Annotated in this window: 24 protein-coding genes and 1 pseudogene; 14 read left to right on the top strand and 11 right to left on the bottom strand. The window is 66.6% G+C overall.

Going from position 1 to position 25641, the window contains the following annotated elements; translation table 11 throughout:
- Window positions 1-23: 23 nt before the first annotated feature.
- Window positions 24-1355 carry a tyrosine-type recombinase/integrase gene (locus tag TBD_RS13425; protein ID WP_011313187.1) on the bottom strand — a complete coding sequence of 444 codons (1332 nt, stop codon included), beginning with the start codon at window positions 1353-1355 and terminating at the stop codon, window positions 24-26.
- Window positions 1356-1497: 142 nt separating this feature from the next.
- Here TBD_RS13425 and TBD_RS13420 point away from each other — a divergent pair, with 142 nt between their 5' ends.
- From TBD_RS13420 to TBD_RS13410, 3 genes are all read left to right on the top strand, one after another.
- The gene (locus tag TBD_RS13420) at window positions 1498-1953 is read left to right on the top strand and encodes an EVE domain-containing protein (RefSeq protein WP_011313186.1); all 456 of its coding nucleotides are present in this window, start codon (window positions 1498-1500) and stop codon (window positions 1951-1953) included.
- Window positions 1954-2138: 185 nt separating this feature from the next.
- On the top strand, window positions 2139-2945 hold the full coding sequence (locus tag TBD_RS13415; protein ID WP_011313185.1) for a sulfite exporter TauE/SafE family protein: 807 nt from the start codon (window positions 2139-2141) through the stop codon (window positions 2943-2945).
- A gap of 174 nt (window positions 2946-3119) precedes the next feature.
- Entirely contained in the window at window positions 3120-4022 is a 903-nt protein-coding gene (locus TBD_RS13410) for a crotonase/enoyl-CoA hydratase family protein (protein WP_011313184.1), read from the top strand.
- Here TBD_RS13410 and TBD_RS13405 read toward each other — a convergent pair.
- Together TBD_RS13405 and TBD_RS13400 are read right to left on the bottom strand one after the other, a co-directional pair.
- Window positions 4002-6251, bottom strand: a complete 2250-nt coding sequence (locus TBD_RS13405; protein ID WP_238376460.1) for an ATP-binding protein — start codon at window positions 6249-6251, stop codon at window positions 4002-4004. The two genes, TBD_RS13410 and TBD_RS13405, sit on opposite strands and share 21 nt — an antisense overlap.
- 283 nt (window positions 6252-6534) lie before the next feature.
- Entirely contained in the window at window positions 6535-7569 is a 1035-nt protein-coding gene (locus TBD_RS13400) for an HD domain-containing phosphohydrolase (RefSeq protein WP_011313182.1), read from the bottom strand.
- Window positions 7570-7752: 183 nt separating this feature from the next.
- Here TBD_RS13400 and TBD_RS13395 point away from each other — a divergent pair, with 183 nt between their 5' ends.
- Window positions 7753-8505 carry a DUF3530 family protein gene (locus TBD_RS13395; protein ID WP_011313181.1) on the top strand — a complete coding sequence of 251 codons (753 nt, stop codon included), beginning with the start codon at window positions 7753-7755 and terminating at the stop codon, window positions 8503-8505.
- Here the strand turns inward: TBD_RS13395 and TBD_RS15195 are convergent.
- Both TBD_RS15195 and TBD_RS15190 read right to left on the bottom strand, forming a co-directional pair.
- Window positions 8498-9403: a phosphoribosylaminoimidazolesuccinocarboxamide synthase gene (locus TBD_RS15195; protein ID WP_041433295.1), complete on the bottom strand. Its 906-nt coding sequence runs from the start codon at window positions 9401-9403 to the stop codon at window positions 8498-8500. The two genes, TBD_RS13395 and TBD_RS15195, sit on opposite strands and share 8 nt — an antisense overlap.
- Before the next feature lie 99 nt (window positions 9404-9502).
- Window positions 9503-10495 (bottom strand): annotated as a pseudogene (locus TBD_RS15190) (AI-2E family transporter); the annotation flags it as partial.
- A gap of 41 nt (window positions 10496-10536) precedes the next feature.
- Here TBD_RS15190 and purM point away from each other — a divergent pair.
- From purM to TBD_RS13370, 4 genes are read left to right on the top strand one after another with little or no spacing between them, the layout of a single operon-like run.
- Window positions 10537-11565, top strand: a complete 1029-nt coding sequence (gene purM, locus TBD_RS13385; protein ID WP_187147198.1) for a phosphoribosylformylglycinamidine cyclo-ligase — start codon at window positions 10537-10539, stop codon at window positions 11563-11565.
- Window positions 11562-12203: a phosphoribosylglycinamide formyltransferase gene (purN, locus tag TBD_RS13380; RefSeq protein WP_011313178.1), complete on the top strand. Its 642-nt coding sequence runs from the start codon at window positions 11562-11564 to the stop codon at window positions 12201-12203. The genes purM and purN overlap by 4 nt, the downstream gene beginning before the upstream one ends.
- Window positions 12204-12249: 46 nt before the next feature.
- Entirely contained in the window at window positions 12250-12948 is a 699-nt protein-coding gene (locus TBD_RS13375; RefSeq protein WP_011313177.1) for a DUF3108 domain-containing protein, read from the top strand.
- Between the two features lies 1 nt (window position 12949).
- Window positions 12950-14008: a DUF3108 domain-containing protein gene (locus TBD_RS13370; protein WP_011313176.1), complete on the top strand. Its 1059-nt coding sequence runs from the start codon at window positions 12950-12952 to the stop codon at window positions 14006-14008.
- A 6-nt stretch (window positions 14009-14014) separates the two neighbouring features.
- On the opposite strand, the gene TBD_RS13365 is transcribed toward TBD_RS13370, so the two are convergent.
- From TBD_RS13365 to purE, 3 genes are read right to left on the bottom strand one after another with little or no spacing between them, the layout of a single operon-like run.
- Complete coding sequence (locus TBD_RS13365) at window positions 14015-14452, bottom strand: DUF192 domain-containing protein (RefSeq protein WP_011313175.1); 438 nt, start codon at window positions 14450-14452, stop codon at window positions 14015-14017.
- Window positions 14442-15596, bottom strand: coding sequence for a 5-(carboxyamino)imidazole ribonucleotide synthase (locus tag TBD_RS13360; protein ID WP_011313174.1), 1155 nt, complete (start codon window positions 15594-15596; stop codon window positions 14442-14444). Before TBD_RS13360 ends, TBD_RS13365 begins: the two co-directional genes overlap by 11 nt.
- Window positions 15586-16083: a 5-(carboxyamino)imidazole ribonucleotide mutase gene (gene purE / locus TBD_RS13355; protein WP_011313173.1), complete on the bottom strand. Its 498-nt coding sequence runs from the start codon at window positions 16081-16083 to the stop codon at window positions 15586-15588. Before purE ends, TBD_RS13360 begins: the two co-directional genes overlap by 11 nt.
- Window positions 16084-16159: 76 nt before the next feature.
- On the opposite strand from purE, the gene TBD_RS13350 reads away from it, so the two are divergent.
- Together TBD_RS13350 and TBD_RS13345 are read left to right on the top strand one after the other, a co-directional pair.
- Window positions 16160-16504, top strand: coding sequence for a DMT family protein (locus TBD_RS13350; protein ID WP_011313172.1), 345 nt, complete (start codon window positions 16160-16162; stop codon window positions 16502-16504).
- A 111-nt stretch (window positions 16505-16615) separates the two neighbouring features.
- Window positions 16616-17101, top strand: a complete 486-nt coding sequence (locus tag TBD_RS13345) for a cupin domain-containing protein (RefSeq protein ID WP_011313171.1) — start codon at window positions 16616-16618, stop codon at window positions 17099-17101.
- 48 nt (window positions 17102-17149) lie between these two features.
- Here TBD_RS13345 and TBD_RS13340 read toward each other — a convergent pair whose 3' ends face one another.
- The 3 genes from TBD_RS13340 to chrA form a co-directional block, all read right to left on the bottom strand.
- Entirely contained in the window at window positions 17150-17482 is a 333-nt protein-coding gene (locus tag TBD_RS13340; RefSeq protein WP_011313170.1) for a TusE/DsrC/DsvC family sulfur relay protein, read from the bottom strand.
- Between the two features lie 80 nt (window positions 17483-17562).
- The gene (locus TBD_RS13335; protein WP_011313169.1) at window positions 17563-17940 is read right to left on the bottom strand and encodes a rhodanese-like domain-containing protein; all 378 of its coding nucleotides are present in this window, start codon (window positions 17938-17940) and stop codon (window positions 17563-17565) included.
- 7 nt (window positions 17941-17947) lie between these two features.
- A complete protein-coding gene (gene chrA, locus TBD_RS13330; RefSeq protein WP_011313168.1) occupies window positions 17948-19471 on the bottom strand; it encodes a chromate efflux transporter in 1524 nt (507 codons plus the stop codon).
- Between the two features lie 226 nt (window positions 19472-19697).
- Here chrA and TBD_RS13325 point away from each other — a divergent pair, with 226 nt between their 5' ends.
- The 4 genes from TBD_RS13325 to TBD_RS13310 are packed head-to-tail and all read left to right on the top strand — an operon-like array spanning window position 19698 to window position 25567.
- Window positions 19698-21377 carry an NADH-quinone oxidoreductase subunit 5 family protein gene (locus TBD_RS13325; protein ID WP_011313167.1) on the top strand — a complete coding sequence of 560 codons (1680 nt, stop codon included), beginning with the start codon at window positions 19698-19700 and terminating at the stop codon, window positions 21375-21377.
- A 1-nt stretch (window position 21378) separates the two neighbouring features.
- Window positions 21379-22116 (top strand): hypothetical protein, encoded by a 738-nt coding sequence (locus TBD_RS13320; protein ID WP_011313166.1) that lies wholly within the window; start codon window positions 21379-21381, stop codon window positions 22114-22116.
- Window positions 22113-25244, top strand: a complete 3132-nt coding sequence (locus TBD_RS13315; protein WP_011313165.1) for a DUF2309 domain-containing protein — start codon at window positions 22113-22115, stop codon at window positions 25242-25244. Before TBD_RS13320 ends, TBD_RS13315 begins: the two co-directional genes overlap by 4 nt.
- The gene (locus TBD_RS13310) at window positions 25241-25567 is read left to right on the top strand and encodes a P-II family nitrogen regulator (RefSeq protein ID WP_011313164.1); all 327 of its coding nucleotides are present in this window, start codon (window positions 25241-25243) and stop codon (window positions 25565-25567) included. The genes TBD_RS13315 and TBD_RS13310 overlap by 4 nt, the downstream gene beginning before the upstream one ends.
- Window positions 25568-25641 lie beyond the last annotated feature (74 nt).

Below are 25641 nucleotides of genomic sequence, written 5' to 3'. Positions count from 1 at the left end.
CGGGCTAGGCGCGGCGAAAACGATCATGCTGCTTGATGCAATTGGGTTACGTTGTTTTCCGTTGCCAGCACTTCGAGGCGTGCGGCCCATGCCTTCAGTGCCGCCTCCCGATCTGTTTCATAGGCGTTGTGGTTGTAGTGGGCGGACACGCCTGACAACATATGGTTGGCAATCTTGTGACCCAAAAAATGTTCGAATCCGAGATCGGGGAGGCGGGTTACCAGCGTCCTGCGGAAATCATGGATGGTGCAGGGAGTTACGTTCGACAACATACCTCTCCTAAATAGGGACTTCAGGGCGTTGTTGACGGATCGCCCATAGACCGGTTGTTTGTCCCTCAAGGGGGAAGCGAAAACAAAGCGTTCCTTTCCTGTGATCTTCTTTACATCTTCAAGGATCTTGACCGCCTGGGGGGCGAGGTGAACGAGATGGGCGCGACCCGCCTTGGTGCGGTCCGGGGGGATGCGCCACAGCCCTTGGGCTAGGTCGAACTCCTTCCAGGGGGCCTCGCAAACTTCGCTCTCCCGCTGTCCGGTCAAAATCAGCAATTTCATTGCCGCAACCGTCACCGGGTCGGCCTTGCATTTCCTGGGATCATCGAGCGTTCGCCAGACCACGACCAGTTCGTCGAACCGCAGTGTCACATCGCGCTTACGGGGTTTGGCGTCGAAGTCCCGCCGGGTTAGTTCTTCCACACAGGAAACCAACACCCATTCCCGCGCTCTTGCGAAACGCCAGACGCGTTTGGCTTGGGTCAACACCTCACCTGCCAGTTGTTTGGCCGTCTGCCCCTCCCGCAGCCCCTCGGCGATAGTGTCGAGGGCAGCGATCACGTCCTGCCGGGTCACATCCCGAATTTTCTTGTCGCCGAGCAGGGCAGCCAGCCGGTCAAGGCGATAGCGGATCGCCGGTGCGCTCTTTTTGCCGGCCATAATCTTCTGCATGAAGGAATCTATGGCGTTCGTGACCGTAGGTTGCTGTTGCTCGGCTTTCTGGGCCGCCTGCAGTTCGGCCGCGGCTTGCTTTTCTTTGGCCTGCAGCGCTTCCCACTCTGCCGCCGGGTCGTGGCCACCTCTGCGCGCCGCTTTCCAACTTCCGGCTATTGACCGGGCCTGGGTAAGGGACTGCTGGCCGTGCCCCAGCCAGTCTGGAATACTCTCGCCTGGAGCGCCGTTGCGCGAGTAACTACCGATGGTGTATTTGGTGCGACGGCCCTGAAACTCATACTCAATTACCCATGTTTTCGTACCGTGCGGTCGAATCCGCAAAAACAGACCGTCACCATCGCCGAGCAAGCGGTCACGCTTCGGGTCGGGCTTCACGGTGTCGCATGTCACGGCGGCAAGTCTTCCCATGGCTGCTCCTAGGGTGGGAATGTGGGTGGGGATTTGGGTGGGATTCTATAGGCGCTACCAGGAACAAACAAGCACAACGCCCGCTTGGGTTGCCAGTAATTACTGGGCTTCCAGGAAGGGCTAGGAAAAACAAAGGATACGTATGCGTTACTGGCTGATGAAATCGGAGCCGAGCGACGTCAGCATCGACGACCTCGCCGCGATGCCCGAGCAGAGCGTCGCCTGGTACGGCGTGCGCAACTACCAGGCGCGCAACTTCATGCGCGACCAGATGCAGCCGGGCGACAAGGTCCTGTTCTACCACTCGTCGTGCGCCGAGCCGGGGATTGCCGGGCTTGCCGAGGTGAGCACCCCGGCCTATCCGGACGCCACACAGTTCGATCCCGAGAACAAGTACTTCGACGCCAAGGCCACGGCCGAGACGCCGCGCTGGTTCAACGTCGACGTCAAGCTCGTGAAGAAGACCCGGCTCATGCCGCTATCCGAAATCCGCGGCTACCCGGAGCTGGCCGGCATGCGCATTCTGCAGAAAGGCAACCGCCTGTCGATCACGCCGGTCGACCCCGCGGAATACCGGTTCATCGTCAAGCATCTCTGATGTGAGCTCGGGCAACTCGCAATTGCTGCGCGCGCTCGGTGGTCTCTTGCCCGCTATGAAAGATTTTGCTCGGTGGGTCGTATGAATCACTACGACGCGCCCTCACAAAACTTCTCTGTCGACCAAAATCCTGCGCGATTATGGGCGTGCCCGGTGTCCTTCAGGACATCACGTAAATTTGCCCGATGCCCGAGCTAGCGCCGACGCTCTTCGCCGCCTACGGGGCGCTGGGTCTGGTCGTCGGTTTCGTCGCCGGCCTGCTCGGGGTCGGCGGCGGCCTCATCATCGTGCCGGTGCTGATCCTGCTGCTGCAGGGGCAAGGCCTCGCACCCGGGATCGAGCCACAGGTCGCGCTCGCGACGTCGCTGGCGTCGATTCTGTTCACCTCGCTTTCGAGCGTGCGTGCGCACCATAGGCGCGGCGCGGTCGACTGGCTACTCGTGCGCCGGATCACGCCGGGCATCCTCGCCGGCACGCTTGCCGGCGCGCTGCTCGCGGCAGAGGTGTCCGCCCTGTTGCTGAAGCTGTTTTTCGTCGCCTTTCTGTTCTACGCGGCGTTCCAGATGTGGCTCGACTTCAAGCCTGCGCCCCACCGCGCGCTGCCGGCGCGCCCCGGCATGACGCTCGCCGGCGCCGTGATCGGCGCTGTGTCGAGTTGGGTCGGCATCGGCGGCGGCACCTTGTCGGTGCCGTTCATGCTGTGGCACAACGTCGCGTTGCACCGCGCGATCGCAACCTCGGCGGCGATCGGCTTTCCGATTGCGCTGGCCGGCACGGCCGGCTACGCCCTCGGCGGCCTCGGGGTGACGGGCCGTCCGCCCGCGAGCGCGGGATTCGTCTATCTGCCCGCGCTCGCCGGCATCGTCCTCGGCAGCGTAGTGACCGCGCCGCTCGGCGCACGGACGGCCCACCGCATGCCCGTCCGGACGCTGAAGCGCGTGTTCGCGTTGCTGCTGTTTGCGCTAGCGCTGCGCATGGTATGGACGTTCTAGGCGTAGGTCGCGCGTCGCATGATCTAGGGGTCAGTCCTACCTAGCGCCCCATATCTTGGGGTTGACCGCGCCACCCGAATTGTCGCTTGAGCGCTTTCAGGCCCCGCGCTAGTCTCTCGCCACATGCCGAAAACCCGACGCATGGCCGATCAACGAGAGACGTGGAGATACCTCATGGCACACCTGCAAGCTGTCCGTTCTACGCTGCAACCCCAGCAGACCAATTACAACCAACTTACCACTTATTACGACGAGCATAGCCAGGTTGCTTGGGGTTACATGAACTCCGAACCGCGCCCATGCTTCACAGGCGTTTTGCTGCGTGAGATCGTCGACTGGTTTGGCGAGATCGCGAAGCGGGTCGATGATCCCGATTGTCCGGACGTGAATTATGTCGTGGTCGCGTCCGCCCATCAGGGGGTTTACAACTTGGGCGGTGACCTTAATCTGTTTCGCCAGCTGATCGAGGCGCGGGACCGCGAGAGTTTGTATAAATATGCGCAGGCCTGCATTCGCCCTCTGTTTCTGAACGCCTCGCATCTTAACCGTCCGAACCTGAAGACGATCGCGTTGGTCCAGGGTGACGCGCTCGGCGGGGGCTTCGAATGCGCACTCTCGGCAAACGTCTTGATCGCAGAGCGGGGGTCCAAGATGGGATTTCCGGAAATCCTTTTCAATCTGTTCCCCGGCATGGGCGCGATGAGCCTGCTTGGTAGGAAGATCGGGTACGGCCAAGCGGAGAAGGTGATCCTGAGCGGAAAGCTTTATTCCGCGGAGGAGATGTTCGACTTGGGAGCGGTCGACGTTCTTACCGAGCCGGGAAGCGGCGAGCAGGCCGTCTATGAATTCATTCGCAAGGAGGCGCGCCAACGAAATGGCGCGCTCGCCTTGCGCGCGGCACGCGAGGTATCTCAGCCGATTGCGCATGACGAACTGATGCGGATCGCCGAAATCTGGGTTGACGCGGCCTTGCGGCTCGAGGCGAAAGATCTGCGCATGATGGAGCGCTTGGTTGCGCGGCAGACCGGTAAAGCCGAGAGCTTGAGCGGAGCGGGTTCAGCTGTGCTCAGCGCGTAGGCGGCGCTCCTGGTAGCGCGACAAGGCAGTTCGCGCTTCCTCGAGCGCGGTCCGCACCGCGTCGAGTCGGGTGCGCGCGAGCGGGGTGGCGAGCTCGAAAGGTTTGACGCGTTCGGCTTCGGCGCAGCGCTCGGCGAGCAGATTCGCGCCGACGTCGCTGGCGCCGCCTTTCAGCATGTGCAGGTGATGATGCCACTGGCCGTACTCATGGGCCACGAGCGCGAACTCTGCGTCACGCAGGGCGCGCGCGCTGTCGTCCTCGAAACTCGCGAGGAGTTCACGCACGAATTCGGCGCCGCCGAGCTCGGCGAGATCGTCGAGCACCGTCTCGTCGAGTTCACCGGTGCGCACAGCTTTCGCCGCCGGCGCAGTGACGGGCGAGGGCGATGGCACCCCGAGCCGTGTGATCGCGTCAATCAACTCGCGGCTGTTGACCGGCTTGGTCAGAAAGGCGTCAGCCCCGGCTTCCTTGCAGGCGGTCTCGGCCTCGCTGCGCGCGTCGGCCGTGAGCATGATGATCGGGAGATGACCTTTTTCCAGGAAGCGCCAGCGCTGCACCACCTCGGGGCCGGACAGCTCGGGCATGTGCATGTCGATGATCGCGAGATCGAAGCTCGCGCCATCCGAATCGAGCAGATCGAGCGCTTCTTCGCCGTCGTGGGCAAGCGTGGTTTTGTGTCCCGCGTGCTCGAGCAGGCCGCGCAGCACGCGCTGATTGACCGGATTGTCTTCGGCGACCAGGATGTTGAGTCCGGTCGCCTGTGCGGTCTGCGCCTGGAAGCGGTTGGCGAGCGAGATGACATTGGGCGGCAGTTCCCGGCTTGTGACGGCGTGGATCGCGTTGAAAAGAAGACCTGTGTTGACCGGCGATCGCAGCACCGAGGCGTAGCCTGCACGTAGCAGCAGTGCGTCCTCGGAAGGTGGGATGCGTGCGTCTGATTCGATCAGGATCACGGGCAGCGACGAGCGAACGGGGCCTTCGCGCAACTGGCTCAGGAAGGCGACCGGGTCCGCGGGAAGCAGGCTTCGCTCCACGACGATCGCCCCGAACGATGCCTCGCTCGCGGGAGATGCCGACAGTTGGGAGCCTAATTGCGCGGCGCTGCGGAGCGTAACTGCTTCGACATCCCAAGCGCGGATCGCCGCTTGCATGCGATCGGCAAGGTCGCCGCTCGCGAGGAGCGCGACGCGCATTGGTGCATCGAACCGTTCTTCGGCGGGTTGCCCGCTGCTGCGCAGCGCGAAGGGCAGTTCGAACCAGAAAGTCGTGCCTTCGCCTTCGCGGCTGTGCAGGCCGATTTCGCCCCCCATCGCTTCGACGAGTTGCTTGGCGATCGTCGTACCCAGGCCGGTACCGCCGAAGCGGCGGGTGATCGACGCGTCGGCCTGGGTGAAGCTGTCGAAGATGCGGATCTGGGCGTCGGGCGGTATGCCGATGCCGGTATCGACGACTTCGAGTCGCAATCGTTGGGGGTTGCCCTGTCCGACCGGGCGGACGTAGACGTCGACCCGTCCGTGCTCGGTGAATTTGACGGCATTGCCGATCAGATTGATCAGTACCTGACGCAGATGGGGCGCGTCGCCTTGCAGCTGGAACGGGGTCTGCGGCGCGATGTGCGCGGCGAGCACGAGACCCTTGGCGTTGGCCTGCGTTTCCATCATCGCGACCGTGCCGTTGATGACGCGGTGTAGGTCGAAATCCTCGCTGCTTGTGAGGATGCGACCGGCCTCGATGCGCGAGATGTCGAGCACGTTATCGATCAGTTCGAGCAGGGTGTCGGCAGAGGTGCGGATGATCTGCGCGAACTCCTTTTGCTCCTTGTTGAGCTTCGTCTCGGCAAGCAGGTCGGCGACGCCTATGACGCCGTTCAACGGGGTCCGAAGCTCGTGGCTCATATTGGCGAGGAAGCTCGATTTCGCCAGGCTGGCCTTGCGTTCCCGCTCAACAGCGGAGTGAAGCTGCTTCAGCAGCGATGCAGAATAAAGGGGAACCGCGATCATGGACAGCAAAAATGCCAGCCCGATGGACATGTGGCTGTTCCAATAGGACGAGTAGGTAAGCACGAGCAGGAAGCCCGTGATCGCCATGGCAGCTGCGATATACAGGTAGAAAACGCCATATCTGAAGCCGTTGCCTAGCGTTACCCACAGGTACACGACGAGCAGCGGGCTGCCCGCCTCCCCGGTATAGGTCAGTAGAAACGAACAGGTAGCGTAATCCAGCGCCATCGCGACAATCCGACGCGGGGGAGACACTTTGAGGCTGGTCAATGAAAGCGCTGTGATCACCACTGCAATTGCGGTGAAAAACGCGCTAATAAGCTGGGCTATTTCGCGGGTCGACTCATCGAGCGTCGCGAGATCCCGGGAGAAATACAGCAGGAACCCGAGCCCAATGACAATGCGGATTAGCGTCTGCTGGAACTCTGAATCCGGCCGGTCTTTTATTCGTTTGAGAAGACGCCGCAGAAATGCAGGCAATAGCTGATGAAGCGCGGTCTTCATGGGCCGCTTAGGACTGCGGATCGCTGAGTTCGCGCGCGATCGCCGCGACTGCATCGATGCGCCGCTCGAAGGCGCGCACGCAGGCCGGGTCGAAGTGGCGACCGCTTTCCGAGCGGATGAACTGCAAGGCGTCCTGGAACGACCAGGCGCGCTTGTAGGGGCGATCCGAGGTGAGTGCGTCGAAGACGTCGGCGACCGCGACGATGCGGGCCGGGAGCGGGATGTCTTCGCCGGCGAGACCTTGCGGATAGCCGGTGCCGTCGAATTTCTCGTGGTGGCCGAGGGCGATGATCGCGCCCATCTGCAGGTAGCGCGAGGGGCTGCCGGCGAGGATTTCGTGACCGAGCTGCGGGTGGCGGCGCATGATCTGCTGCTCGTCGGGCGTGTGCCGGCCGGGCTTGAGCAGGATCACGTCAGGGATGCCGATCTTGCCGATGTCGTGCATCGGCGCCGCGGCTTCGATCTCGTCGCATTCCATCGCGCTGAGCTTGAGTTCCTCGGCGATGAGTCGGGCGTATTTCGCCATCCTGACGATGTGGTTGCCGGTTTCCTGGTCGCGGTATTCGCCGGCCTTCGCGAGTTTCATCAGCGTCTCGCGTTCGCGCGTCCGCACCTCGCGCGTCGCCTGCATGACCTGTTCCTCGAGCCACATCGCGCGATCGGCGATCGCCTTCTGGCTGCGCCGCAGGGCGAGCAGGTTGAGGCAGCGGGCGCGGCATTCCTGCGGGTCGATCGGCCGGGTGAGAAAGTCGGTCGCGCCGTTTTCGAGCGCCTGGTAGCGGATCTGGCGGTCTTCGACGACCGTGACGATGACGACCGGCACGTCGGTCAGGCGGCGCTCGGCGCGGATCCTGCGCGTGAACTCGATGCCGTCCATGCCGGGCATGCGGTAGTCGGTGATGATGAGGTCGGGCGTCGCGAGCTGCATCTGCGCGAGCGCCTCGAAGGGGTCCGCGTAGCTCTGAACGATGACGCCGGGCTCGAGCGTGCGTGCCAGGCCTTCGAGCAGGCTGCGCGCGGTCCCGCGGTCGTCGACGATCATCACACGCGCCCCGCCGCGCGGGCGACCGTGCCGCTCCGGCGAGGCGGGGGCCGCAGAAGGCACGATACGCAGGGGTTTGGCGATCACGTTTGCCACCTCGAACTTGAGACGATTGTAAGGACCACGGTTGCGGTAAATTAGCGGAAAACCTGATTGTGAACTTTAACGCTACGAGGGACCGACATGAAGAAAAACCTGCTACGCGCGGCCGTTCTGCTCTGGGCCGCACTCGTCACCGCCCAGGCGGTTGCCGGGTCTGAGGTCGCCGACTACGCCCGCGAGAAGAAATGGGCCGACGAAATCCTCCCCGGTCTGGTCGTCGGCGATCCGGTCTATCTGCAGACGCCGCGCGGCCATCGCAAGTTTCTCGCCCTGTTCACGCCGAGCGACAGCGGCAAAGCCGTCGTCGTCGTCCACGGCCTCGGCATTCATCCGGACTGGGGCCTGATCGGCACGCTGCGCACCGACCTGGCCGATCGCGGCTTCGCATCGCTGTCGATCCAGATGCCGGTTCTCGCGGCCGATGCCAAGGCCGAGGCCTACCCGCCGACCTTTCCCGAAGCGGCCGAGCGCATCGCCGAGGCGGTCGCCTTCCTCAAGGCGAAGGGCTACGGTGAGATCGCGATCGTGTCGCACAGCATGGGGTCGCGCATGAGCCAGGTGTATTTCGCCGGCAAACCGGACCCGGCGGTCAAGGCCTGGGCGAGCCTCGGGATTCCCGACGACGACTACGCGGCCGTGCGGCTGCCGATCCTCGACCTCTACGGCGAGAACGACCTGCCGCCGGTGCTCGGAAACGCCGCCAAACGCAAGCAGAGCCTCGCGAACAAGGCGTCGCGGCAGGTCGTCGTGCCGCGCAGCGACCATTTCTTCAGCGGCCACGAAGCGGCGATGGTCGCGGCGGTCGCCGAATTCCTCGACGCGACGCTCAAATAGCGTCGCCGAGCAGGCGGACCATCGCCTCGCGGTATTTCTCGCTCGTCCGCGCGACGATGTCGGCCGGCAGCGCCGGCCCCGGGGCTTGCTTGTTCCATCCGCTCGCTTCGAGCCAGTCGCGCACGAACTGTTTGTCGAAGCTCGGGGGATTGCTGCCCGGACGGTACTGGTCGGCGGGCCAGAAGCGCGACGAATCCGGGGTCAGTGCCTCGTCGATCCACATCAGCTGGCCTGCCGCGTCGAGGCCGAATTCGAATTTGGTGTCGGCGATGATGATGCCGCGCGTGCGCGCGTACTCGGCGGCCGCCTGGTAGAGCGCAAGGCTGACGTCGCGCACCTGGGCGGCGAGCTCGGCGCCGATGCGCTCGGCCATCTGTTCGAACGCGATGTTTTCGTCGTGCGCGCCGAGCGCCGCCTTGGTCGACGGCGTGAAGATCGGCTCGGGCAGGCGGTCGGCCTGCATGAGGCCGGCGGGCAGCGCGATGCCGCAGACCGACTGGCTCCGCTGGTATTCCTTCCATCCTGAACCCACGAGGTAGCCGCGCACGATCGCCTCGATCGGCAGCGCCTTGAGCTTTTGCACCACGATCGCGCGCCCCGCGACCTGGTCTTTTTCGTCTTCCGCGACCACGGCTTCCGGCGCAATCGCGAGCGTCTGGTTCGGAACGACGGCCCGCAGCTTGTCGAACCAGAACGCCGAGACCCGCGTCAGCACCTCACCCTTGCCCGGGATCGGCGTCGGCATGACGACGTCGAACGCCGACAGGCGGTCGGTCGTGACGATCAGCAGCTTGTCGTCGCCCACCGCGTAGATGTCGCGCACCTTGCCGCGGTGGATGAGCGGCAGCGAGGCGATATGCGATTCGAACAGGGGCTGGCCGGAGAGGGGGGCGGACATGGCGGGCATGGCGGAACCGGAAAAGCCGGGATTATAGCCGCCGCGGTAGAAGCTACTGGCCTGGTAGACGGCGCGCAATTCGCGCAATCCGACGAGCAGGGTCGCGGCGAGCGGCACCGCGAGCAGGACGCCGACGAAGCCGAACAACTGGCCGAAGGCTGCGAGCGCAAAGATCACCGCGACCGGATGCAGGCCGACGCGCTCGCCGACCAGGCGCGGGGTGACGACGTAGCTTTCGAGCGCCTGCCCGGCGAGATAGACCCCGGCGACCCAGGCGACGCCGACCCAGTCCGGGTACTGCAGCAGCGCGACCAGCAGCGCGAGGACCATGCCGAGGCCGAAGCCGAGGAAGGGCACGAAGGACAGCACGCCGGTCAGAACGCCGATCGGCAGCGCGTAATCGAGCCCGACCGCCCACAGCGCCACGCTGTAATAGACCGAGAGCGTGATCATGACCGCGAGCTGGCCGCGCAGGAATTCTCCGACCACCGCGTTCATCGCGCTGCCGATGCGCCGCGCCGCCGGCAGCCAGGGACGCGGCGCGAGCGCGGCGACGCGTCCGACGATGACGTCCCAGTCCTTCAGCAGATAAAACATGACGACGGGAATGAGCAGCAGGTTGACCAGCGCGCCGATGATCGCGAGCGCGCCGGTCTGCAGCCGCGGCAGCCAGTTCGCCCCCTGCTGCGTCGCCTTCTCGGTGAGCCAGGCCTTGAGTCCGTCGAGATGGGGGCTGACCGCGATCCCGAAAGTCCGCTCGACCCAGGGCAGGAAGCGCGTCTGCAGCAGGTCCAGCCCTGCGGGGACGCGCTGGCTCAATTCGGCGAACTGCCCCTGGAAGAGCGGCAGCGCGACGAGCAGGAGGCCGAACAGGATGAGTCCCGCGAGCACGATGACGATGGCCGTGCCGGCGGCGCGCGGGATGCGGCGTGCCTCGAGCCGGTCGACGAGCGGGTCGAAGATGTAGGCGAGCAGGGCGCCCGCGAGGAAAGGCGTCAGAATCGGCCCGAGCAGATAGATCAGCAGGCCGGCGACGAGCAGCGTTGCGCCGAGGGCCAGCCAGGGAATGTTGAGCGGGCGGATCGTATTCATAGGCGGTAAAATAACGCACTTTTTTGCAGCTGGAGCCCACGTTGTCATCCATTTCCTACAAAGATGCCGGCGTCGACATCGACGCGGGCGACGCGCTGGTCGAGCGCATCAAGCCGCTCGCCAAACGCACGATGCGTCCGGAAGTGCTCGCCGGCATCGGCGGATTCGGCGCCCTGGTCGAGATTTCGAGGAAATACCAGGAGCCCGTGCTGGTCTCCGGCACGGACGGCGTCGGCACCAAGCTCAAGCTCGCGTTCGAACTGAACCGCCACGACACGATCGGCATCGATCTCGTCGCGATGAGCGTCAACGACATTCTCGTGCAGGGCGCCGAGCCCTTGTTCTTCCTCGACTATTTCGCCACCGGCAAACTCGCGCTCGATACCGCGGAAGCGGTCATCAGCGGCATCGCCACCGGCTGCGAGCAGGCCGGCTGCGCGCTGATCGGCGGCGAGACGGCCGAGATGCCCGGCATGTACGCCGACGGTGAATACGACCTCGCCGGCTTCGCCGTCGGCGTCGTCGAGAAGTCCAAGGTCATCGGCGGCCAGGCGGTCGCAGCCGGCGACGTGGTGCTCGGCCTTGCCTCGTCCGGCGCCCACTCCAACGGCTATTCGCTGGTCCGCAAGCTGATCGAACTGAGCGGCATCGCCCTCGATTCCGATTTCCACGGCCGACCGTTCGCCGACGCCGTGATGGCCCCGACGCGCATTTACGTGAAACCGCTCCTGAGCCTGATGCAGGCGCTCGCGGTCAAGGGCATGGCGCACATCACCGGCGGCGGCATCACCGGCAACCTGCCGCGCTGCCTTCCCGACGGCGTCGCTGCGCGCATCGACGCGAGCAGCTGGACGCGCCCGCCGCTCTTCGACTGGCTGCAGCAGGCCGGCAACGTCGAGCCCGGCGAAATGCTGCGCACCTTCAACTGCGGCATCGGCATGTGTGTCGTCGTTGCAGCCGCCGACGCGCAGTCCGCGGTCGCGCACCTGCAGGCGAGCGGCGAAACCGTGTGGCAGATCGGCGAGATCGTGGCGCGGCCCGCCGGGGCGGAGCAGGTCCTGTATTCGTGAGTTGCCGCGTCGTCGTCCTGTTGTCGGGGCGCGGCAGCAACTTCCGCGCGATCGCCGAGGCCGGACTGCCGATCACGATCGCGGCCGTCATCAGCAACCGCCCCGACGCCGCGGGGCTCGCCTACGCGCGTGACCGCGGCATTGCGGTCTGCGCGCTCGACCACCGTGCGCATGCCGACCGCGAAAGCTTCGATCGCCTGCTGGCCGAGGAAATCGAGCGCCACCGCCCCGCCCTCGTCGTGCTCGCGGGCTACATGCGCATCCTGAGCCCGGCCTTCATCGCCCGCTTCGAAGGCCGGCTGCTCAACATCCATCCCTCGCTGCTGCCGATGTTCCCGGGCCTGAAAACGCACGAGCGCGCGCTCGCCGAAGGCGTCAAGGTGCACGGCTGCACGGTGCATTTCGTCACGGCCGATCTCGACCACGGGCCGATCGTGATCCAGGCCGCGGTGCCGGTGCGCGCCGACGACACACCGGAGATCCTCGGCGCGCGCGTATTGCAGCAGGAGCATCGCATCTACCCCGAGGCCGTCCGCTGGTTCGCCGAGGGACGGCTCGCGATCGAGGACGGGCGCGTAAACTTGCGCGGCGATCCGGCGTCACAGTCCGTGTTGGCGAGCGCAGACCAGAAGGCGTGATCTGCGCCCGGCAGCGTACGCATCCCTGCCATTGCCGGAGTTGACCATGATCAAAGCGTTTCTGTTTGTCGCGAGCCTCCTCACCGCCGCCGTCCACGCCGCGCCGCCGCAGCAGATGAGCCTCGTCTACGATCTTTATCGGAATGGCCAGAAGCTCGGCGAGGTCACCGACACCTTCACCCGCAGTGGCGACCGCTACACGCTGACGAGCGAGACCCGCGCCCGCGGCGCGCTGCAGATCCTGTGGCCCGGCACGATCCGGCTCGAAAGCACGGGGACGGTGACGCGCCAGGGTTTGCGCCCCGAGAAGTTCGAACACGCGCGCAGCGACGCGCCGCACAAGCTCGCGACCGCGCGTCTCGACTGGAAGCAGCACCGCATCGCCTACCGCTACAAGGGGGAATCGCGGCAGGTCGACGGCCTGCGCAGCGGCGCGCAGGACCAGTTGTCGCAGCTCTATCAATTCATGTTCGCCCCGCGCATGGCGGCCGACTACCGGCTGCAGGTCGTGAGCGGGCGCGACCTCAACGAGTACCGCTATCTGCGCAAGCCCGGCGAGACGCTCGAAACCCCCCTCGGCGCCCTGGCGACCCAGCAATACCAGCGCATCACGCGAAAGCCCGACGAGAAGGCGATCACGGTCTGGGTCGCGCCCGGGCGCGCCAATCTGCCGATCCAGATCCGCGTGACGGAAGACGGTGTCACGCTCGAGCAGCGGCTCGTGAGCGCGAACGTCAAGGGCTAGGATGATCCGCTCGCGCGTGCGCGCCGGGCTCGCGCTGGCCGGCTCGCTGCTGCTGCACGCGAGTCTGGTGGGCACGGTCGGCGTGACGCATTCGCCGTGGCAAGCTCCGCCGCCGCTGCCTGCGCTCGAAGTCGAACTGCGCAGTGTGGCGCCGCCTGCGGCGCCCGCCGCCCGCGTCGTGTCTGCATCGGTCGTTCCCGCGCCGCCGGTGCCAGCGCCCGAGGTCAGCCGTCCGCCTGTCGAGCGCGCCGCGCCCGCGGCTGAGGAGATCGCGGCTGCCGAGAGCGTCAACGACGAGGCCTTCGCGGTGCCGCCTTCCGCCGCGCCCGCGCTCGACGAGACCGCCCGGCACGCGACGCTGCCGGACGTGGCCGTGCCCGACGAGACTTCCGCACCGCCGCCCCCGGAAGCCCAGACGGCCCCGGCCCTGGCCGCGCGTGTCCTGCCGTCGCGGCTCGAACTGCGTTTCGACGTGCGCTACGGGATCGCCTCGGGGAAGCAGAGCCTGCTGTGGGTCAACGAAGGCGAGCGCTACACCCTGTCGAGCGTCGCCGAGGCGAGCGGCTTGGCCGGCATCTTCTACCGTGGCCGGTTCGTGCAGATGAGCCGGGGGCGGCTGACCGCGCAAGGCCTGCAGCCCGAGGAATTCTGGGATCAGCGCGGTGACAGGCGCAGCAGCGCGCGCTTCGATGCGCAGCAGCTGACCCTGCTGCCGGTGCGCGGCGCCCCGCGCCACTTCAGCTACAGCACGTCGCCGCAGGACGCGCTGAGCCTGTTTTTCCAGCTCGCGCTCGACGTCCCGGCAAGCGGCGGCCCATTGAGCTACACCGTGTTCAACGGCAAGAAGCTGCGCGAATACCGCTATGCATCGCGCGGTGAGGTCGTGCTCGACACGGCGCTCGGCCCGCTGCGCACGCTGCACCTCGAACGGGTCGGCGAGGCCGACGGGCGTTTCGAGGCGTGGCTCGCGATCGACCGCCACTATCTGCCCGTGCGTCTGCTCAGGCAGGACGAGGCGGGCAACATGATCGAACTGCAGATTCAGGCCATCGCGCCCTGAACGGCGTCAGCGTGGCAGGCCGTCGACTCGCATTTGCGGCTGGATGCCGCGACGTCGGAATTCGCCCTGGCGGACTTCGAGCGCGTAGCGCACCTCGCGCTTGGGGCAATGCGGCGTCTCGCTGCGCGGCGCCATGTCGGCCAGGTTCGCGATGCGCCCGGCCGCGTCGATGAACGCGATCGACAGCGGCAGTGGCGTGTCGCGCATCCAGAAACAATGCCGGCCCGGCTGTTCGAAGACGAACAGCATGCCGCGGTCGGCGGCGAGGTGGGTGCGGCCCATGAGCCCGCGCTGGCGCGCGCGCGGCGTCGCCGCGACCTCGACCTCGAAGACGTGGGGACCGACGCGCAGCGTTGCCGAATCGCCGCCCGCGTCGGCGGCGCCAGCCAGGAGTAGTGCGAAGGCGACTCCGCCCGCCTGCCGCAACACCCGGCTAGAGCGCATCGCGCATCGCTTCGGCGAGTTTCAGCGCTGCCTCGACGTCCGTGTCGAGCACGTTGAAGTGCCCCATCTTGCGGCCGGGGCGCGCGGTCTCCTTGCCGTACAGATGCAGCTTGATCGCCGGATGCGCGAGCAGCGCCGACCAGTGCGGCCCGCCGTCGTGCCAGCGGTCGCCGAGTATGTTGACCATCGCGACCGGCGAGAGCAGGCGCGTGTCGCCGAGCGGCAGGCCGCATAGCGCGCGCACCTGCTGCTCGAACTGGTCGGTGACGCAGGCGTCGAGCGTGTAATGCCCCGAGTTGTGCGGGCGCGGGGCGATCTCGTTGACGAGCAGGCGACCGTCGACGACGAAGAACTCGACCGCCATGACGCCGACGTAGGCGAGTTTTCCTGCGATGTCTTGCGCCATCGTGCGCGCGGCATCGGCGAGCGAATCGGCGACACGGGCGGGGACGATCGAGACGTCGAGGATGCCCTGCTCGTGGCGGTTTTCGGCGACGGGGAAGGTCGCGCAATGCCCCGCGTCGTCGCGCGCGAGGACGACCGATAGCTCGCCTTCGAGCTTGACGAAGCCTTCGAGCACGCAGGGCTGGGCACCGAATTCGGCGAAAGCCGCGCGCGCGCCGTCGCGGTCGGTGACGCGCGCCTGTCCCTTGCCGTCGTAGCCGAAGCGCGCGACCTTGAGCAGCGCGGGGGTGCCGACCTCGGCGAGCGCCGCATCGAGGTCGCCTTCGCTGTACACCAGCGCGAAGGGCGCCGTCGCGAAACCGTTCTGCGCGAGCCAGGATTTCTCGTGGCTGCGGTCCTGCGCGATCGCGACTGCGGCGGCACCGGGCGAGACCCGGCAATGGTTCGCGAGTTCTATCAGGCTTTGTGCCGGTACGTTCTCGAATTCGGTCGTCACCGCGGCGCAGGCCGCGCCGAGCTGGCGCAGGGCGCCGTGGTCGGTGTAGTCGGCCTGCAGGTGGACGTCGGCCATCTGCCCGGCCGGACTCGCGAAGTCAGGATCGAGCACCATGACCTTGTAGCCCATGGTGCGTGCGGCGATCGTGAACATGCGGCCGAGTTGACCGCCTCCCAGGATGCCGAGCGTCGCACCCGGCAGGATCGGCAGGGCAGTCATCGTCGGCTGCGCCTCATTCGACATCGGGCAGCTCCATCGCGAGCACCGAATCGGACTGGCCGCGGCGGAATTCGTTGAGCTGCGCCGCGAGGCCGGGGTCGGCGCGCGCGATCAGCGCCGCCGCGAAGAGCGCGGCGTTGGCGGCGCCGGCCTCGCCGATCGCGAAGGTCGCGACCGGGATGCCGCGCGGCATCTGCACGATCGAGAGCAGCGAATCGACGCCCTTGAGATATTTCGACGGCACCGGCACGCCGAGCACCGGAACGATCGTCTTCGCCGCGATCATGCCCGGCAGGTGCGCCGCGCCGCCCGCGCCCGCGATGATCGCCTTGATGCCGCGCGCCTCGGCGCTCGCCGCGTATTCGTAGAGCAGGTCGGGGGTACGGTGCGCCGACACCACCTTGGTTTCGAAGTGGATGCCGAGCTGCTTGAGCAGAATCGCCGCATGCTTCATCACCTCCCAGTCGCTGGAAGATCCCATCACCACCCCTACCTCAGGCGCGCTCATCATGCCGGTCCTTGCGATGCGAAAGGCGGCATTTTACTGCGCGCCGCCCCTACAATGGCGCGCGCCATCGGAGACGACCATGCCCGCTTCCCTGCAGACCCTGATCCTGCTCACGCTGTCCAACGTGTTCATGACTTTCGCGTGGTACGCGCACCTGAAGGACATGAACAACCAGCCGTGGATCGTCGCCGCCTTCGCCAGTTGGGGCATCGCGGCTTTCGAGTACCTGCTGCAGGTTCCCGCCAACCGGATCGGGTTCACCGTGATGAGCCTGCCGCAACTGAAGATCATGCAGGAAGTCATCGCGCTTTCGGTCTTCGTCCCGTTTGCCGTGCTCTACATGAAGGTCGAACTGAAGTGGGATTTCCTGTGGGCCGCACTGTGTCTCGTCGGCGCGGTGTATTTCATGTTTCGCAGCGCGTAAGGCCGCGGACACCCGGGTCGACGCTGCAGCCGTCATTGAAACGTGCCGGCGCTCGTCTAAGCTGGCATTGGCCCGCGAATCCCCGCGCCGGCACAACCGAGGAGCAGAGACATGGGTGGGACGAGGGCTGTGCGCCGACTGTCGGCGCTGATCGTGTTGGTCGGGCTGCTGACCAGCGGTGCGGCGGACGTGCTTGCGGCGGAGGCTCCGCTTGCGCGGCCGTCGACCGACACGCGGCTGAAGTGGGGCGGGTGTCCCGATTTCATGCCCAAGGGCTGCGCGATCGCGGTTCTCCACGGCGACCCCGCGCAGGCCAACGCCGACGTTTTCTTCAAGGTCCCGGGCAACAGTGAGATTCCGCGTCACTGGCACACCTCGGCCGAGCGCATGGTGCTGGTCGCCGGCGAACTCCATGTCCGTTACGACGGCCATGAACCCGTCGTGCTCAAGCCCGGCACCTATGCCTACGGACCCGCGCGGGCCCCGCACGCGGCAACCTGCAAGGGCCGGGACGCCTGCGTGCTGTTCATCGCCTTCGAGTCGCCCGTCGACGCGCTTGCCGGCGCGCCGGACGACGCGGGAGCGCGGCCGCAATGAAAAAGCCCCGCGCAGCGGGGCTTTTTCAGACGGTGCTCGCTGCCTTGCTCACACGCAGCCGGTCGGCTTCGGCGTTCCGGCGTAGCGTCCGGCCTGCTTCGCCGGGCCGAAGGGGAAGAGGTCGAAAAGGAATTTCTTGTCGCCCCATTCGTTGCCGAATTCTTCCTTCAGGCCCTTCTGCAGGAAACGCAGGTTGGGCGCGGTGCCGTTCTGCGCGAACTGGTCGCGCATGTAGTGGATGACCTTCCAGTGGTTCTCGCCGAGCTCCAGCTTGTCTTCCTTGGCCAGTTCGATGGCCAGCTCCTCCGACCAGTCTTCGAGATTGACCAGATAGCCTTCCGGGTCGGTTTCGACCATCTTGCCGTTGATTTCACGTTCCATGATTCCGCTCTCTCTCCAAAAATAGCGAGCGCGAACAATAGAATAACCTAGTAAACTGGTCAACTACTTTTTGCCGGGCCTTACTTGCGCGCGACCTTGCCGCCCGCGGCCTTGTAGGCCTCGAGGCCGCCTTCGATGTAGCGCGCCTTGACGCCGGCCGCGTGAAGCCGGTCGACGACGGCGTTGGATACCGCACCGCCGCGCACGCAATAGATCACGACGTCGAGCGTGCGCGGCACGGCCCCGATCCAGGCGTCGATCTTGTCGGGGTTCTTCCATAGCGCGCCCGGAATGGTCTCGTTCGACGCCGCGTAGTCGGCCTCGCGCCGCACGTCGAATACCAGCACCGCGTCGGGGTCGACTTTCCCGGGCCGGATTGTGCGCGCGAGTTCCTCGCATTTCTCACTGGGGTTTGCACAGCCACAGCGTTTCGGCGGCTGAATGATCTTGGGTTCCATGCTGTCCTCACATATATGACGAATACGCCAGCCCGACGAGGGCGCAGGCGCCGATGACCTTGACGATGTCGGCGCGGTATTTCCACAGCGCGACAAAGGCGACGACCGCGACGATGACCGAAAACCACTCGAAATCACCCCTGAACGGCGCGTCCGCGCTTCCCTGCGGCCAGAAGCTGTGCCATGCAAAGAATACCGCCAGATTGACGATGACGCCGACGACCGCGGCGGTGATTCCGGTGAGCGGCGCCGTGAACCTGAGCTCGCCGCGCGTCGCCTCGACCAGCGGGGCGCCGGCGAGGATGAAAAAGAAGGACGGCAGGAAGGTGAAAAAAGTTGCGACGGCCGCGCCGGCAAACCCGGCGGCGACCGGGTCGGCAAGAATCTCCTTGCTCACGCCGCCCAGATAGCCGACCCAGGTGACGACCATGATGAGCGGCCCCGGCGTCGTCTCGCCGAGCGCGAGGCCGTCCATCATCTGCACCCCGCTCAGCCAGCCGAACTGTTCGACCGCGCCTTCGTAGACATAGGGCAGCACGGCGTAGGCGCCGCCGATCGTGAGGAAGGCCGCGCCGGTAAAGAAGTCGCCCATGTGCTGCAGCTCGGGCAGACCACGCAGGGCCAGCATCGCGCCGAGCCAGATCAGCACGAAGACGCCGCTGGTCGCGAGCAGGCGGCGCCAGGCGAATCGCGCGTGCGCGGGCGGTGGCGTATCGTCGTCGATCAGCGCCGCGCCGTATGCCTTGTGGCCGGCGCCATGCCCGCCGCCCGTCCTGAACTTATGCGGCGCGAACTTGCCGCCGAGCGCACCGAGCAGTGCCGCGGCGAGGACGATCCAGGGAAAGCCGATGTCGAAGACGAAGATGCCAATGAACGCGAGCGCGGCCATGCCCCAGAGCACTTCGTTCTTGAGCGCGCGGCTGCCGATGCGCCAGGCCGCGAACAGCACGACCGCGACGACGGCCGGCCGGATGCCGTAAAAAAGCCCCTGCACCAGCGTCACCTCGCCCCAGGCGAGATAGAGCGCGGCGAGGAGCGCGAGCAGCAGGAAGCCCGGCAGCACGAACAGCACGCCCGCGAGGACACCGCCGAGGGTGCCGTGCAGGAGCCAGCTGACATAGATCGCGAGCTGCGTGGCCTCGGGTCCCGGCAGCAACATGCAGTAGTTGAGCGCATGCAGGTAGCGGTGCTCGGAAATCCAGCGCCGTTTCTCGACGAGCTCGTGATGCATCATCGCGATCTGCCCGGCCGGGCCGCCGAAGCTGACGAAGCCGAGCTTGAGCCAGTAGCGGAGCGCGCTTCCGAGCTTCACGGGGGCGGGCGGGGGAAAAGGAAGCGTTCGCGCAGTGTCCAAGAGTCGTTCTCCAGCCGAGAGTGGATAAAACCAGGCTTGGACGTGACACGTCTTGCGGGCGGAACCCGGATGCCGGGAACCGGTACCCCGACGCCGTGATTCTAGACGCAGCGGACGCGGCGGCGCAACGCGCGGCTCGCCTGCATGGGACCAGCGCGGCCTCCCAGTGTCTCTCATACGTTCTCGTTTATCGTTCCTATAAAAAATTACGACTGTTGTCTATGGGTACGCGCCACTAGGATTGCAGCAAAGGCCGCGTCCGTGCGGACTGTCGACGTTTGCGCCCGCAGAGTCGATAAGCCAGGCGCAGCGTGGGCGAAGCAATTGCCACATTTTCATTATGGTTTTGGCGCTCGTTCACTTGCGGCCGCCAGGCGATTCTTGAACGGGGAGGGATCACGCAGTGGACAAGCTGAGCATATTGCTCCCGGTTCTGCCCTTGCTCTCGGCCCTGACCATCGCGCTTTTCGCTCACCGGGCACGCCGTGCGACAGCGCGGGTGAGCGTCGGCTTCGCGGCGCTGACCTTTCTGCTTGCCGCGGTCTCGCTCGGTGCCTATCTGCTCGAAGGGGAACCGCGCTGGTACGCGCTGGAGCGCGCCTGGGGCAGTCTTTACCTCGATCCGCTCGCCAGCCTGATGACGCTGATGGTCGCCGGCATCAGTTTCGTCGTGCACGTCTACGCCGTGCGCTACATGGCCGAGGAGCCCGGCTACGCGCGCTTCTACGTCCTGCTCGACCTGATGACGGCGGCGATCCTGCTGATGGTCGCGGCGGGCGACCTCGTGACCTTGCTCGTCGCCTGGCACCTGATCGGCGTCTTGCTCTACTTCCTGCTCGCTCACGACACGGTGCGGCCGGCGGCCCAGCGTTATGCCTTCTGGTCGTTTTTCACCTATCGGCTCGGCGATTTGCCGCTGATCCTCGCCGCGGTTCTGCTCTACCGGGCCTACGGCACGACCTCGCTGCCGGAGCTCTTCGACAGCATCACCGCCGCCCCCGGCGCGCACGTCGTGCTGGGGATGCCGCTCGAGACCGTCGTCGCGCTGCTCGTCGCACTCGCCGCGTTCGCGCGCTCGGCGCAGTTTCCGCTGCACACCTGGCTGCCCTACACGATGGAAGGGCCGACGCCGGTGTCGGCGCTGATGCACGCCGGCATCGTCAACGCCGGCGGCTTCATCCTCAACCGCTTCGCGCCGGTGTTCGTGCACGCGGGCGAGGTGCTGCACCTGGTGTTCGCGGTCGGCCTCGTCACCGCCATCCTCGGCTCGGTCTTGATGCTGATGCAGAACGACATCAAGAAGTCGCTCGGCTATTCGACCATGGGGCAGATGGGCTTCATGTTCGTCGAGGCCGGCGTCGGCGCGTTTTCGCTCGCGATCTACCATCTCATCGCGCACGGCCTGTTCAAGGGCACGCTCTTCCTCGGCGCCGGCAGCGTGATCGGCAACGCGCGCAAGGACGACGGCGTGCCGCACGACGACGTCTACACCTTCGTCGTCGAACGCAAGCCGGTCGCGTACCGGCTGCCCTGGGTCGCTGCGGCCGCGCTGACCGTCGTCGTGCCCTTCGCCATCCTCGGCCTCTCGCATTGGCTCGTCGACGACGACTTCGTCGGACGCCAGGGCGCGATCATCCTGCTGTTCTTCGGCTGGGTCACCGGGGCGCAGCTGCTGTTCGTGACCTACCGCCTGCGCGCGGGCAGCCCTTGGCGAATGATGGCGATGATCATCCTGTCGCTCGTCATCGTCGTCGCCGGCTACACCTGGATCGGCCACGCCTTCGACGTCTTCCTCTACCCCGACCGCGGCTTCAGCGATCGCCTCTACGCCGCCGCGAGCATCCCGCTCGGCACCTTCGAGGTCCTCGCCGCAATCCTCACCGCCGCGGTCGTCGGTGGATGGCTCGCCACCTATTACGCGACGGCCAACGGCGGTGCGCGCAGCGGCCCCGCCTCGCCGCTGCGCCTCGCGCTGTATTCGCTGCTGTCGCGCGAGTTCTACGTCGCCGACGTCTACGCCTGGCTCACGCAGGCCGTGCTGGCCTTGTCGAGGCGTCTCAACGTCTGGTTCAGGTGGGTGTGACATGACGACGCTCGCGATCATTGCGCTGTTCCTGCCGCTCTTCCCGGCGAGCATCGTGCTGAACGCCGCGCTCGCGCGCCTGCACGATCCGCTCGCACGCGGCGCGCTGCTGCTGGTCTGGCCCCAGCTCGGCGTCGCGCTGCTGCAGCGCGCGCCGCAGGAGCTCCCGTCCTACCTGTTGCCGTGGGCGCTGGCGACCTCGGCCTTCTATGCCTTGCGCCTGCTGACCGTGCGCGACATGGGCCGCTGGGCGGGTTTCCTCGCCACGTCGGCGCTCGCGCTGGCGTGGGTGCTCGCGGGCGGCGACGCGACCGCGCTGCACGCCTTCGTCCTCGGTTTCAGCCTGCCCACCGCGCTGATGGCGGTGCTCGCGCGGCCCTTGAACCGTCGTTTCGGTGCCGCCTACGCCGGGCTGCAGGGCGGCCTCCTCGGCGGTCTACCGCGACTCTCGGGCGTGCTCGCGCTGAGCGTGCTGGCGGCGGTGGCGACGCCGCCGTTTCCGGGCTTCTTCGCGCTCCTGCAGGTGCTGCACGGTCTGGACGGGGCGGGTGCGGCGGGCGTGCTCGTGATCTGGCTGGTCTGGGGTTGGGCCGCGACGCGGTTGCTGCAGGGCTTCCTCTTCGGCCCGGCGCAGAGCGCCTCGCCCGCCGATATCGGTCGCGTGTCGACGCTGGTCTACGCCGGTGCGCTGGGCGGCCTCGCGGTGGCCGGTCTGGTGCTGACAGGAGGCTGGCGATGACGCTGGCACTCGGGCGGCGCCTCAAGATTCGTGCTCTGGTCCATGTTGCGGGCGAACCGATCCCGTATTTCTGGCCGATGCGCACCTTCATCCACCACAATCCGCTCTACGGCCTCGAGCATCTGCCGTTCGAGCAGGCCGTCGCGATGGGCGAGCGGCTGTTCCGTGCCCACGGCTTCCTGCCGCGCGCGCGCCAGCAGGCCTACCTCGCCGCCGGCCGGGTCGACGCCACGGTGCTCGCGGCGCAGGTCGCGCGCTTTTGCGCGGACCAGCCCGAGGTCGCCGGCCTCGACCTGGAGCGCCTGCTCCTGACGCTCCTGACCGACGTCGAAACGCCGCTCGGTGCGCCGCCCACGCTCGCCGACGCGGCCGACGTCCACGCCGTGCTCAGGGGCGCCGCGCTGCCGGCGCGCGAGATCCCGAGCGGGGCGCTGGCGGCCCAGGTCGGCAGCGACATGCCGCCCGGGCGGCCGCTCTACGCCATGCTCGATCTGCTGTTCGGCACCGAGATCGGCGCGACGCTCGACGAACTGGTGATCAAGAGTTGCCTCGATTTCTTCGACGAGGGCCAGTCGGTCTGGCAGATGCCCGGCCGCGAGCAGGGTCTGTTCAGGGCCTGGAGCGCGGTCGCGCGGCGCAATCTGCGCCTCTTCATCCGCGGCCTGCACATCAAGCGCATCCTCGCCGTCGACGACACGCCCGAAGGCATCATCAGCCACGTCATGGGCGAACTCGGCGTGCCCGAGGACGACTGGATGAACCACTTCACCTGCGAGCTGACGCGGCTGCATGGCTGGGCCGGGTTCATCCGCTGGCGTTCGGGCGCCAAGCACTACCACTGGACGCGCCGCTACCCGGCCGACCTCGTCGACTACCTCGCGATCCGGCTCGTGCTCGGTCTCGCGTTGCTGCGCGAGCACGCGGCGCGCGCGGGCACGCCGGCCAACCTCGCCGAACTCGCGCGCCGCGTCGAATCGAATCCGGCCGAAGCCTATCTGTGCCGCGAATTCCATGGCGGGCGGGTGCTGCCAGAGATGGCGCACGCGGTCGAGGACGCGATCGCTGCGCGCAGGCCGGCGCGCACCGCGCGGCTACTGCCGCGCTATCTCGAGCGCAAGCGCGAAATCGAGGCGCGCCGTCACGCCCAGTCCCTGACTCGGCTCGCCGAGCGCGCCGGGATGGGCGCCGCCTTGCAGCGGCTCGCGCCGGACGACCTCGCGCGCCTGACCGCGCTGCTCGCCCGCTTCGAGGACGAAGAGGGGCGCATGTGGCTCGCTGCCCGCGAAGCGCACTACATGGGCCGCTTGCTGCCCTGCCTCGACCTCGCCCCGCCGGCGCCGCCCGAGAAGCGGCCGTTCGCGCAGGTGATGTTCTGCATCGACGTGCGCTCGGAGCGCATTCGCCGCCATCTCGAAAAGCTCGGCAGTTATCAGACCTTCGGCATCGCCGGCTTCTTCGGCGTGCCGGTGAGTTTCATCGGCCTCGAGAAGGGCAGTGAGACGCATCTCTGCCCGGTCGTCGCGACGCCGAAGAACGTCGTGCTCGAACTCGCGATCACGCGCAACGCCGACGACGAGGCCTTCGTCTCGACGCTCGAGCAGGTGTTCCACGAGCTGAAGGCCTCGGTGCTGTCGCCCTTCATCACGGTCGAAGCGATCGGCCTGCTGTTCGGCCTCGACATGTTCGGCAAGAGCCTCGCGCCGCTCGCCTACAGCCGCTGGCGCGAGCGGCTGCACCCGGACAAGCCTGACACCCGCCTGCTCCTCGACAAGCTGTCGCGCGAGCAGGCCGAGTCGATCATCCGATCGCTGCAGCGCGCGCTGATCGTGAAGGCGGTGCGCCGCGAACTCGGCATCCCGCGCGAGTTGCTGACCGACGAGATGATCCGCGAACTGCGCGAAACTGCGCTCGGCAACCAGGCCCAGGCCGCCGGCTTCGCGCAGCGCTTCGAGCTCGACTGCGACGCCGAAACCGGCTTCGTCGAACGGCTGCGGCAGGTCTACCGCATCGACCGGGGCTACGCCCGGCTCCAGCTCGAGCGCCTCGGACGCATCGGCTTCACGCTCGACGAGCAGGTGCATTTCGTCGGCCAGGCACTGCGCTCGATCGGCCTCGTCTCGGGCTTCTCGCGCTTCGTCCTGCTCACCGGGCACGGCAGCACCTCGGAGAACAATCCCTACGAATCCGCGCTCGACTGCGGCGCCTGCGGCGGCAATCACGGCATCACCAACGCCCGCGTGCTGGCGCAGATCGCCAACAAGACGGCCGTGCGTGCGCGCCTGCGCGAGCAGGGCATCGTCATTGCCGACGACACCTGGTTCGTCCCGGCCTTCCACAACACGACGACCGATGAGCTGCGCCTTTACGACCTCGATCTGCTGCCGCCGAGCCATCTCGTCTATACCGAGCGCCTGATCAACGGCCTGCAGGCGGCCTCGCATCTGTGCGCGGCCGAGCGCATGCGCACGCTGCAGGACACCCCGGGCGACGCCGATGAAAACGGCGACTCGGCGGGCGCCTATCGCCTGGCGCGCCGCAACGCCCTGGACTGGTCGCAGGTGCGCCCGGAATGGGGTCTGGCTCGCAACGCCGCCTTCGTCATCGGCCGCCGCGACGCGACCGGGGGGCTCGACCTTGAGGGCCGTGTGTTCCTGCATTCCTACGACTACCGCTGCGATCCCAGGGGACGCCTGCTCGAGAACATCCTCGCGGGCCCGCTCGTGGTCGGCCAGTGGATCAACATGGAGCACTATTTCTCGGCCGTCGACAACGCGCACTACGGCAGCGGCAGCAAGGTCTATCACAACATCGCCGGCCGCTTCGGCGTGATGACCGGAAACCTCTCCGACCTGCGCACCGGACTGCCGGCGCAGACCGTGCTCAAGGACAGCGCGCCGTATCACGAGCCGCTACGCCTGTTGACCGTGATCGAGGCGCCTTTCGCGCACGCCCGGGCCGCGGTCGAGGGCGTCGTGAAGGTCAAGAATCTCATGCACAACGGCTGGCTGCGCATGGCCGTGGTGGACCCCGAAACCCGTTTTGCCTACGTATTCGAGGACGGCGGCTGGCGGCAGTATCCGCACGATGCCGTCAGCGAAGCCGTCGAAGAAAAGGAGACCGTGCTGTGACCAGCCTCAACCTCAGCCCGCTCAAGAAGATCGAGATCATCCTCGAGGGCGCACACCAGGAATTCGCCACCGACCTGCTCGATCGCGCCGGGGTGACCGGCTACACCATCGTCGGCAATCTCTCCGGCAAGGGCCGCCATGGCTTCCACGAAGGCCACCTCATGTTCAACGAGGACGCGGTGCTGATCATGATCATCGTCGCCGTGCCGGCCGAACTCGTCGAGCCGATCCTCGAGGGCTTCTCGCCGTTCTTTGGCACCCACACCGGCGTGATGTTCATCTCGGACATCCAGGTCAGCCGCCTGGTGAAGTTCAAGAGCTGAGGAACCCTTGCAAAACGACTGCGCCCGCCTGACTGCCTGTGATGCTCCGTGTACTCGGCGTACAGTTGCGCTCC

It is taken from the genome of Thiobacillus denitrificans ATCC 25259, from assembly GCF_000012745.1.
GTDB classification, from domain to species: domain Bacteria; phylum Pseudomonadota; class Gammaproteobacteria; order Burkholderiales; family Thiobacillaceae; genus Thiobacillus; species Thiobacillus denitrificans_B.
The sequence above is the reverse complement of the archived record's forward strand: the minus strand, read 5'-3'. Positions and strand labels throughout refer to the sequence as shown.

Bases quoted from the DNA above. Each gene is read 5' to 3' on its own strand.
- TBD_RS13415 (WP_011313185.1), top strand. From the start codon at position 2,139: ATGCCCGAGCTAGCGCCGACGCTCTTCGCCGCCTACGGGGCGCTGGGT.
- TBD_RS13410 (WP_011313184.1), top strand. From the start codon at position 3,120: ATGGCACACCTGCAAGCTGTCCGTTCTACGCTGCAACCCCAGCAGACC.
- TBD_RS13345 (WP_011313171.1), top strand. From the start codon at position 16,616: ATGGGTGGGACGAGGGCTGTGCGCCGACTGTCGGCGCTGATCGTGTTG.
- TBD_RS13340 (WP_011313170.1), bottom strand. From the start codon at position 17,482: ATGGAACGTGAAATCAACGGCAAGATGGTCGAAACCGACCCGGAAGGC.
- purE (WP_011313173.1), bottom strand. From the start codon at position 16,083: ATGATGAGCGCGCCTGAGGTAGGGGTGGTGATGGGATCTTCCAGCGAC.
- TBD_RS13360 (WP_011313174.1), bottom strand. From the start codon at position 15,596: ATGTCGAATGAGGCGCAGCCGACGATGACTGCCCTGCCGATCCTGCCG.
- TBD_RS13370 (WP_011313176.1), top strand. From the start codon at position 12,950: ATGATCCGCTCGCGCGTGCGCGCCGGGCTCGCGCTGGCCGGCTCGCTG.
- TBD_RS13335 (WP_011313169.1), bottom strand. From the start codon at position 17,940: ATGGAACCCAAGATCATTCAGCCGCCGAAACGCTGTGGCTGTGCAAAC.
- TBD_RS13350 (WP_011313172.1), top strand. From the start codon at position 16,160: ATGCCCGCTTCCCTGCAGACCCTGATCCTGCTCACGCTGTCCAACGTG.
- TBD_RS13375 (WP_011313177.1), top strand. From the start codon at position 12,250: ATGATCAAAGCGTTTCTGTTTGTCGCGAGCCTCCTCACCGCCGCCGTC.
- TBD_RS13320 (WP_011313166.1), top strand. From the start codon at position 21,379: ATGACGACGCTCGCGATCATTGCGCTGTTCCTGCCGCTCTTCCCGGCG.
- TBD_RS13395 (WP_011313181.1), top strand. From the start codon at position 7,753: ATGAAGAAAAACCTGCTACGCGCGGCCGTTCTGCTCTGGGCCGCACTC.
- TBD_RS13420 (WP_011313186.1), top strand. From the start codon at position 1,498: ATGCGTTACTGGCTGATGAAATCGGAGCCGAGCGACGTCAGCATCGAC.
- chrA (WP_011313168.1), bottom strand. From the start codon at position 19,471: ATGAGAGACACTGGGAGGCCGCGCTGGTCCCATGCAGGCGAGCCGCGC.
- TBD_RS15195 (WP_041433295.1), bottom strand. From the start codon at position 9,403: ATGTCCGCCCCCCTCTCCGGCCAGCCCCTGTTCGAATCGCATATCGCC.
- TBD_RS13315 (WP_011313165.1), top strand. From the start codon at position 22,113: ATGACGCTGGCACTCGGGCGGCGCCTCAAGATTCGTGCTCTGGTCCAT.
- TBD_RS13365 (WP_011313175.1), bottom strand. From the start codon at position 14,452: ATGCGCTCTAGCCGGGTGTTGCGGCAGGCGGGCGGAGTCGCCTTCGCA.
- TBD_RS13425 (WP_011313187.1), bottom strand. From the start codon at position 1,355: ATGGGAAGACTTGCCGCCGTGACATGCGACACCGTGAAGCCCGACCCG.
- TBD_RS13405 (WP_238376460.1), bottom strand. From the start codon at position 6,251: ATGGCGCTGGATTACGCTACCTGTTCGTTTCTACTGACCTATACCGGG.
- TBD_RS13400 (WP_011313182.1), bottom strand. From the start codon at position 7,569: ATGATCGTCGACGACCGCGGGACCGCGCGCAGCCTGCTCGAAGGCCTG.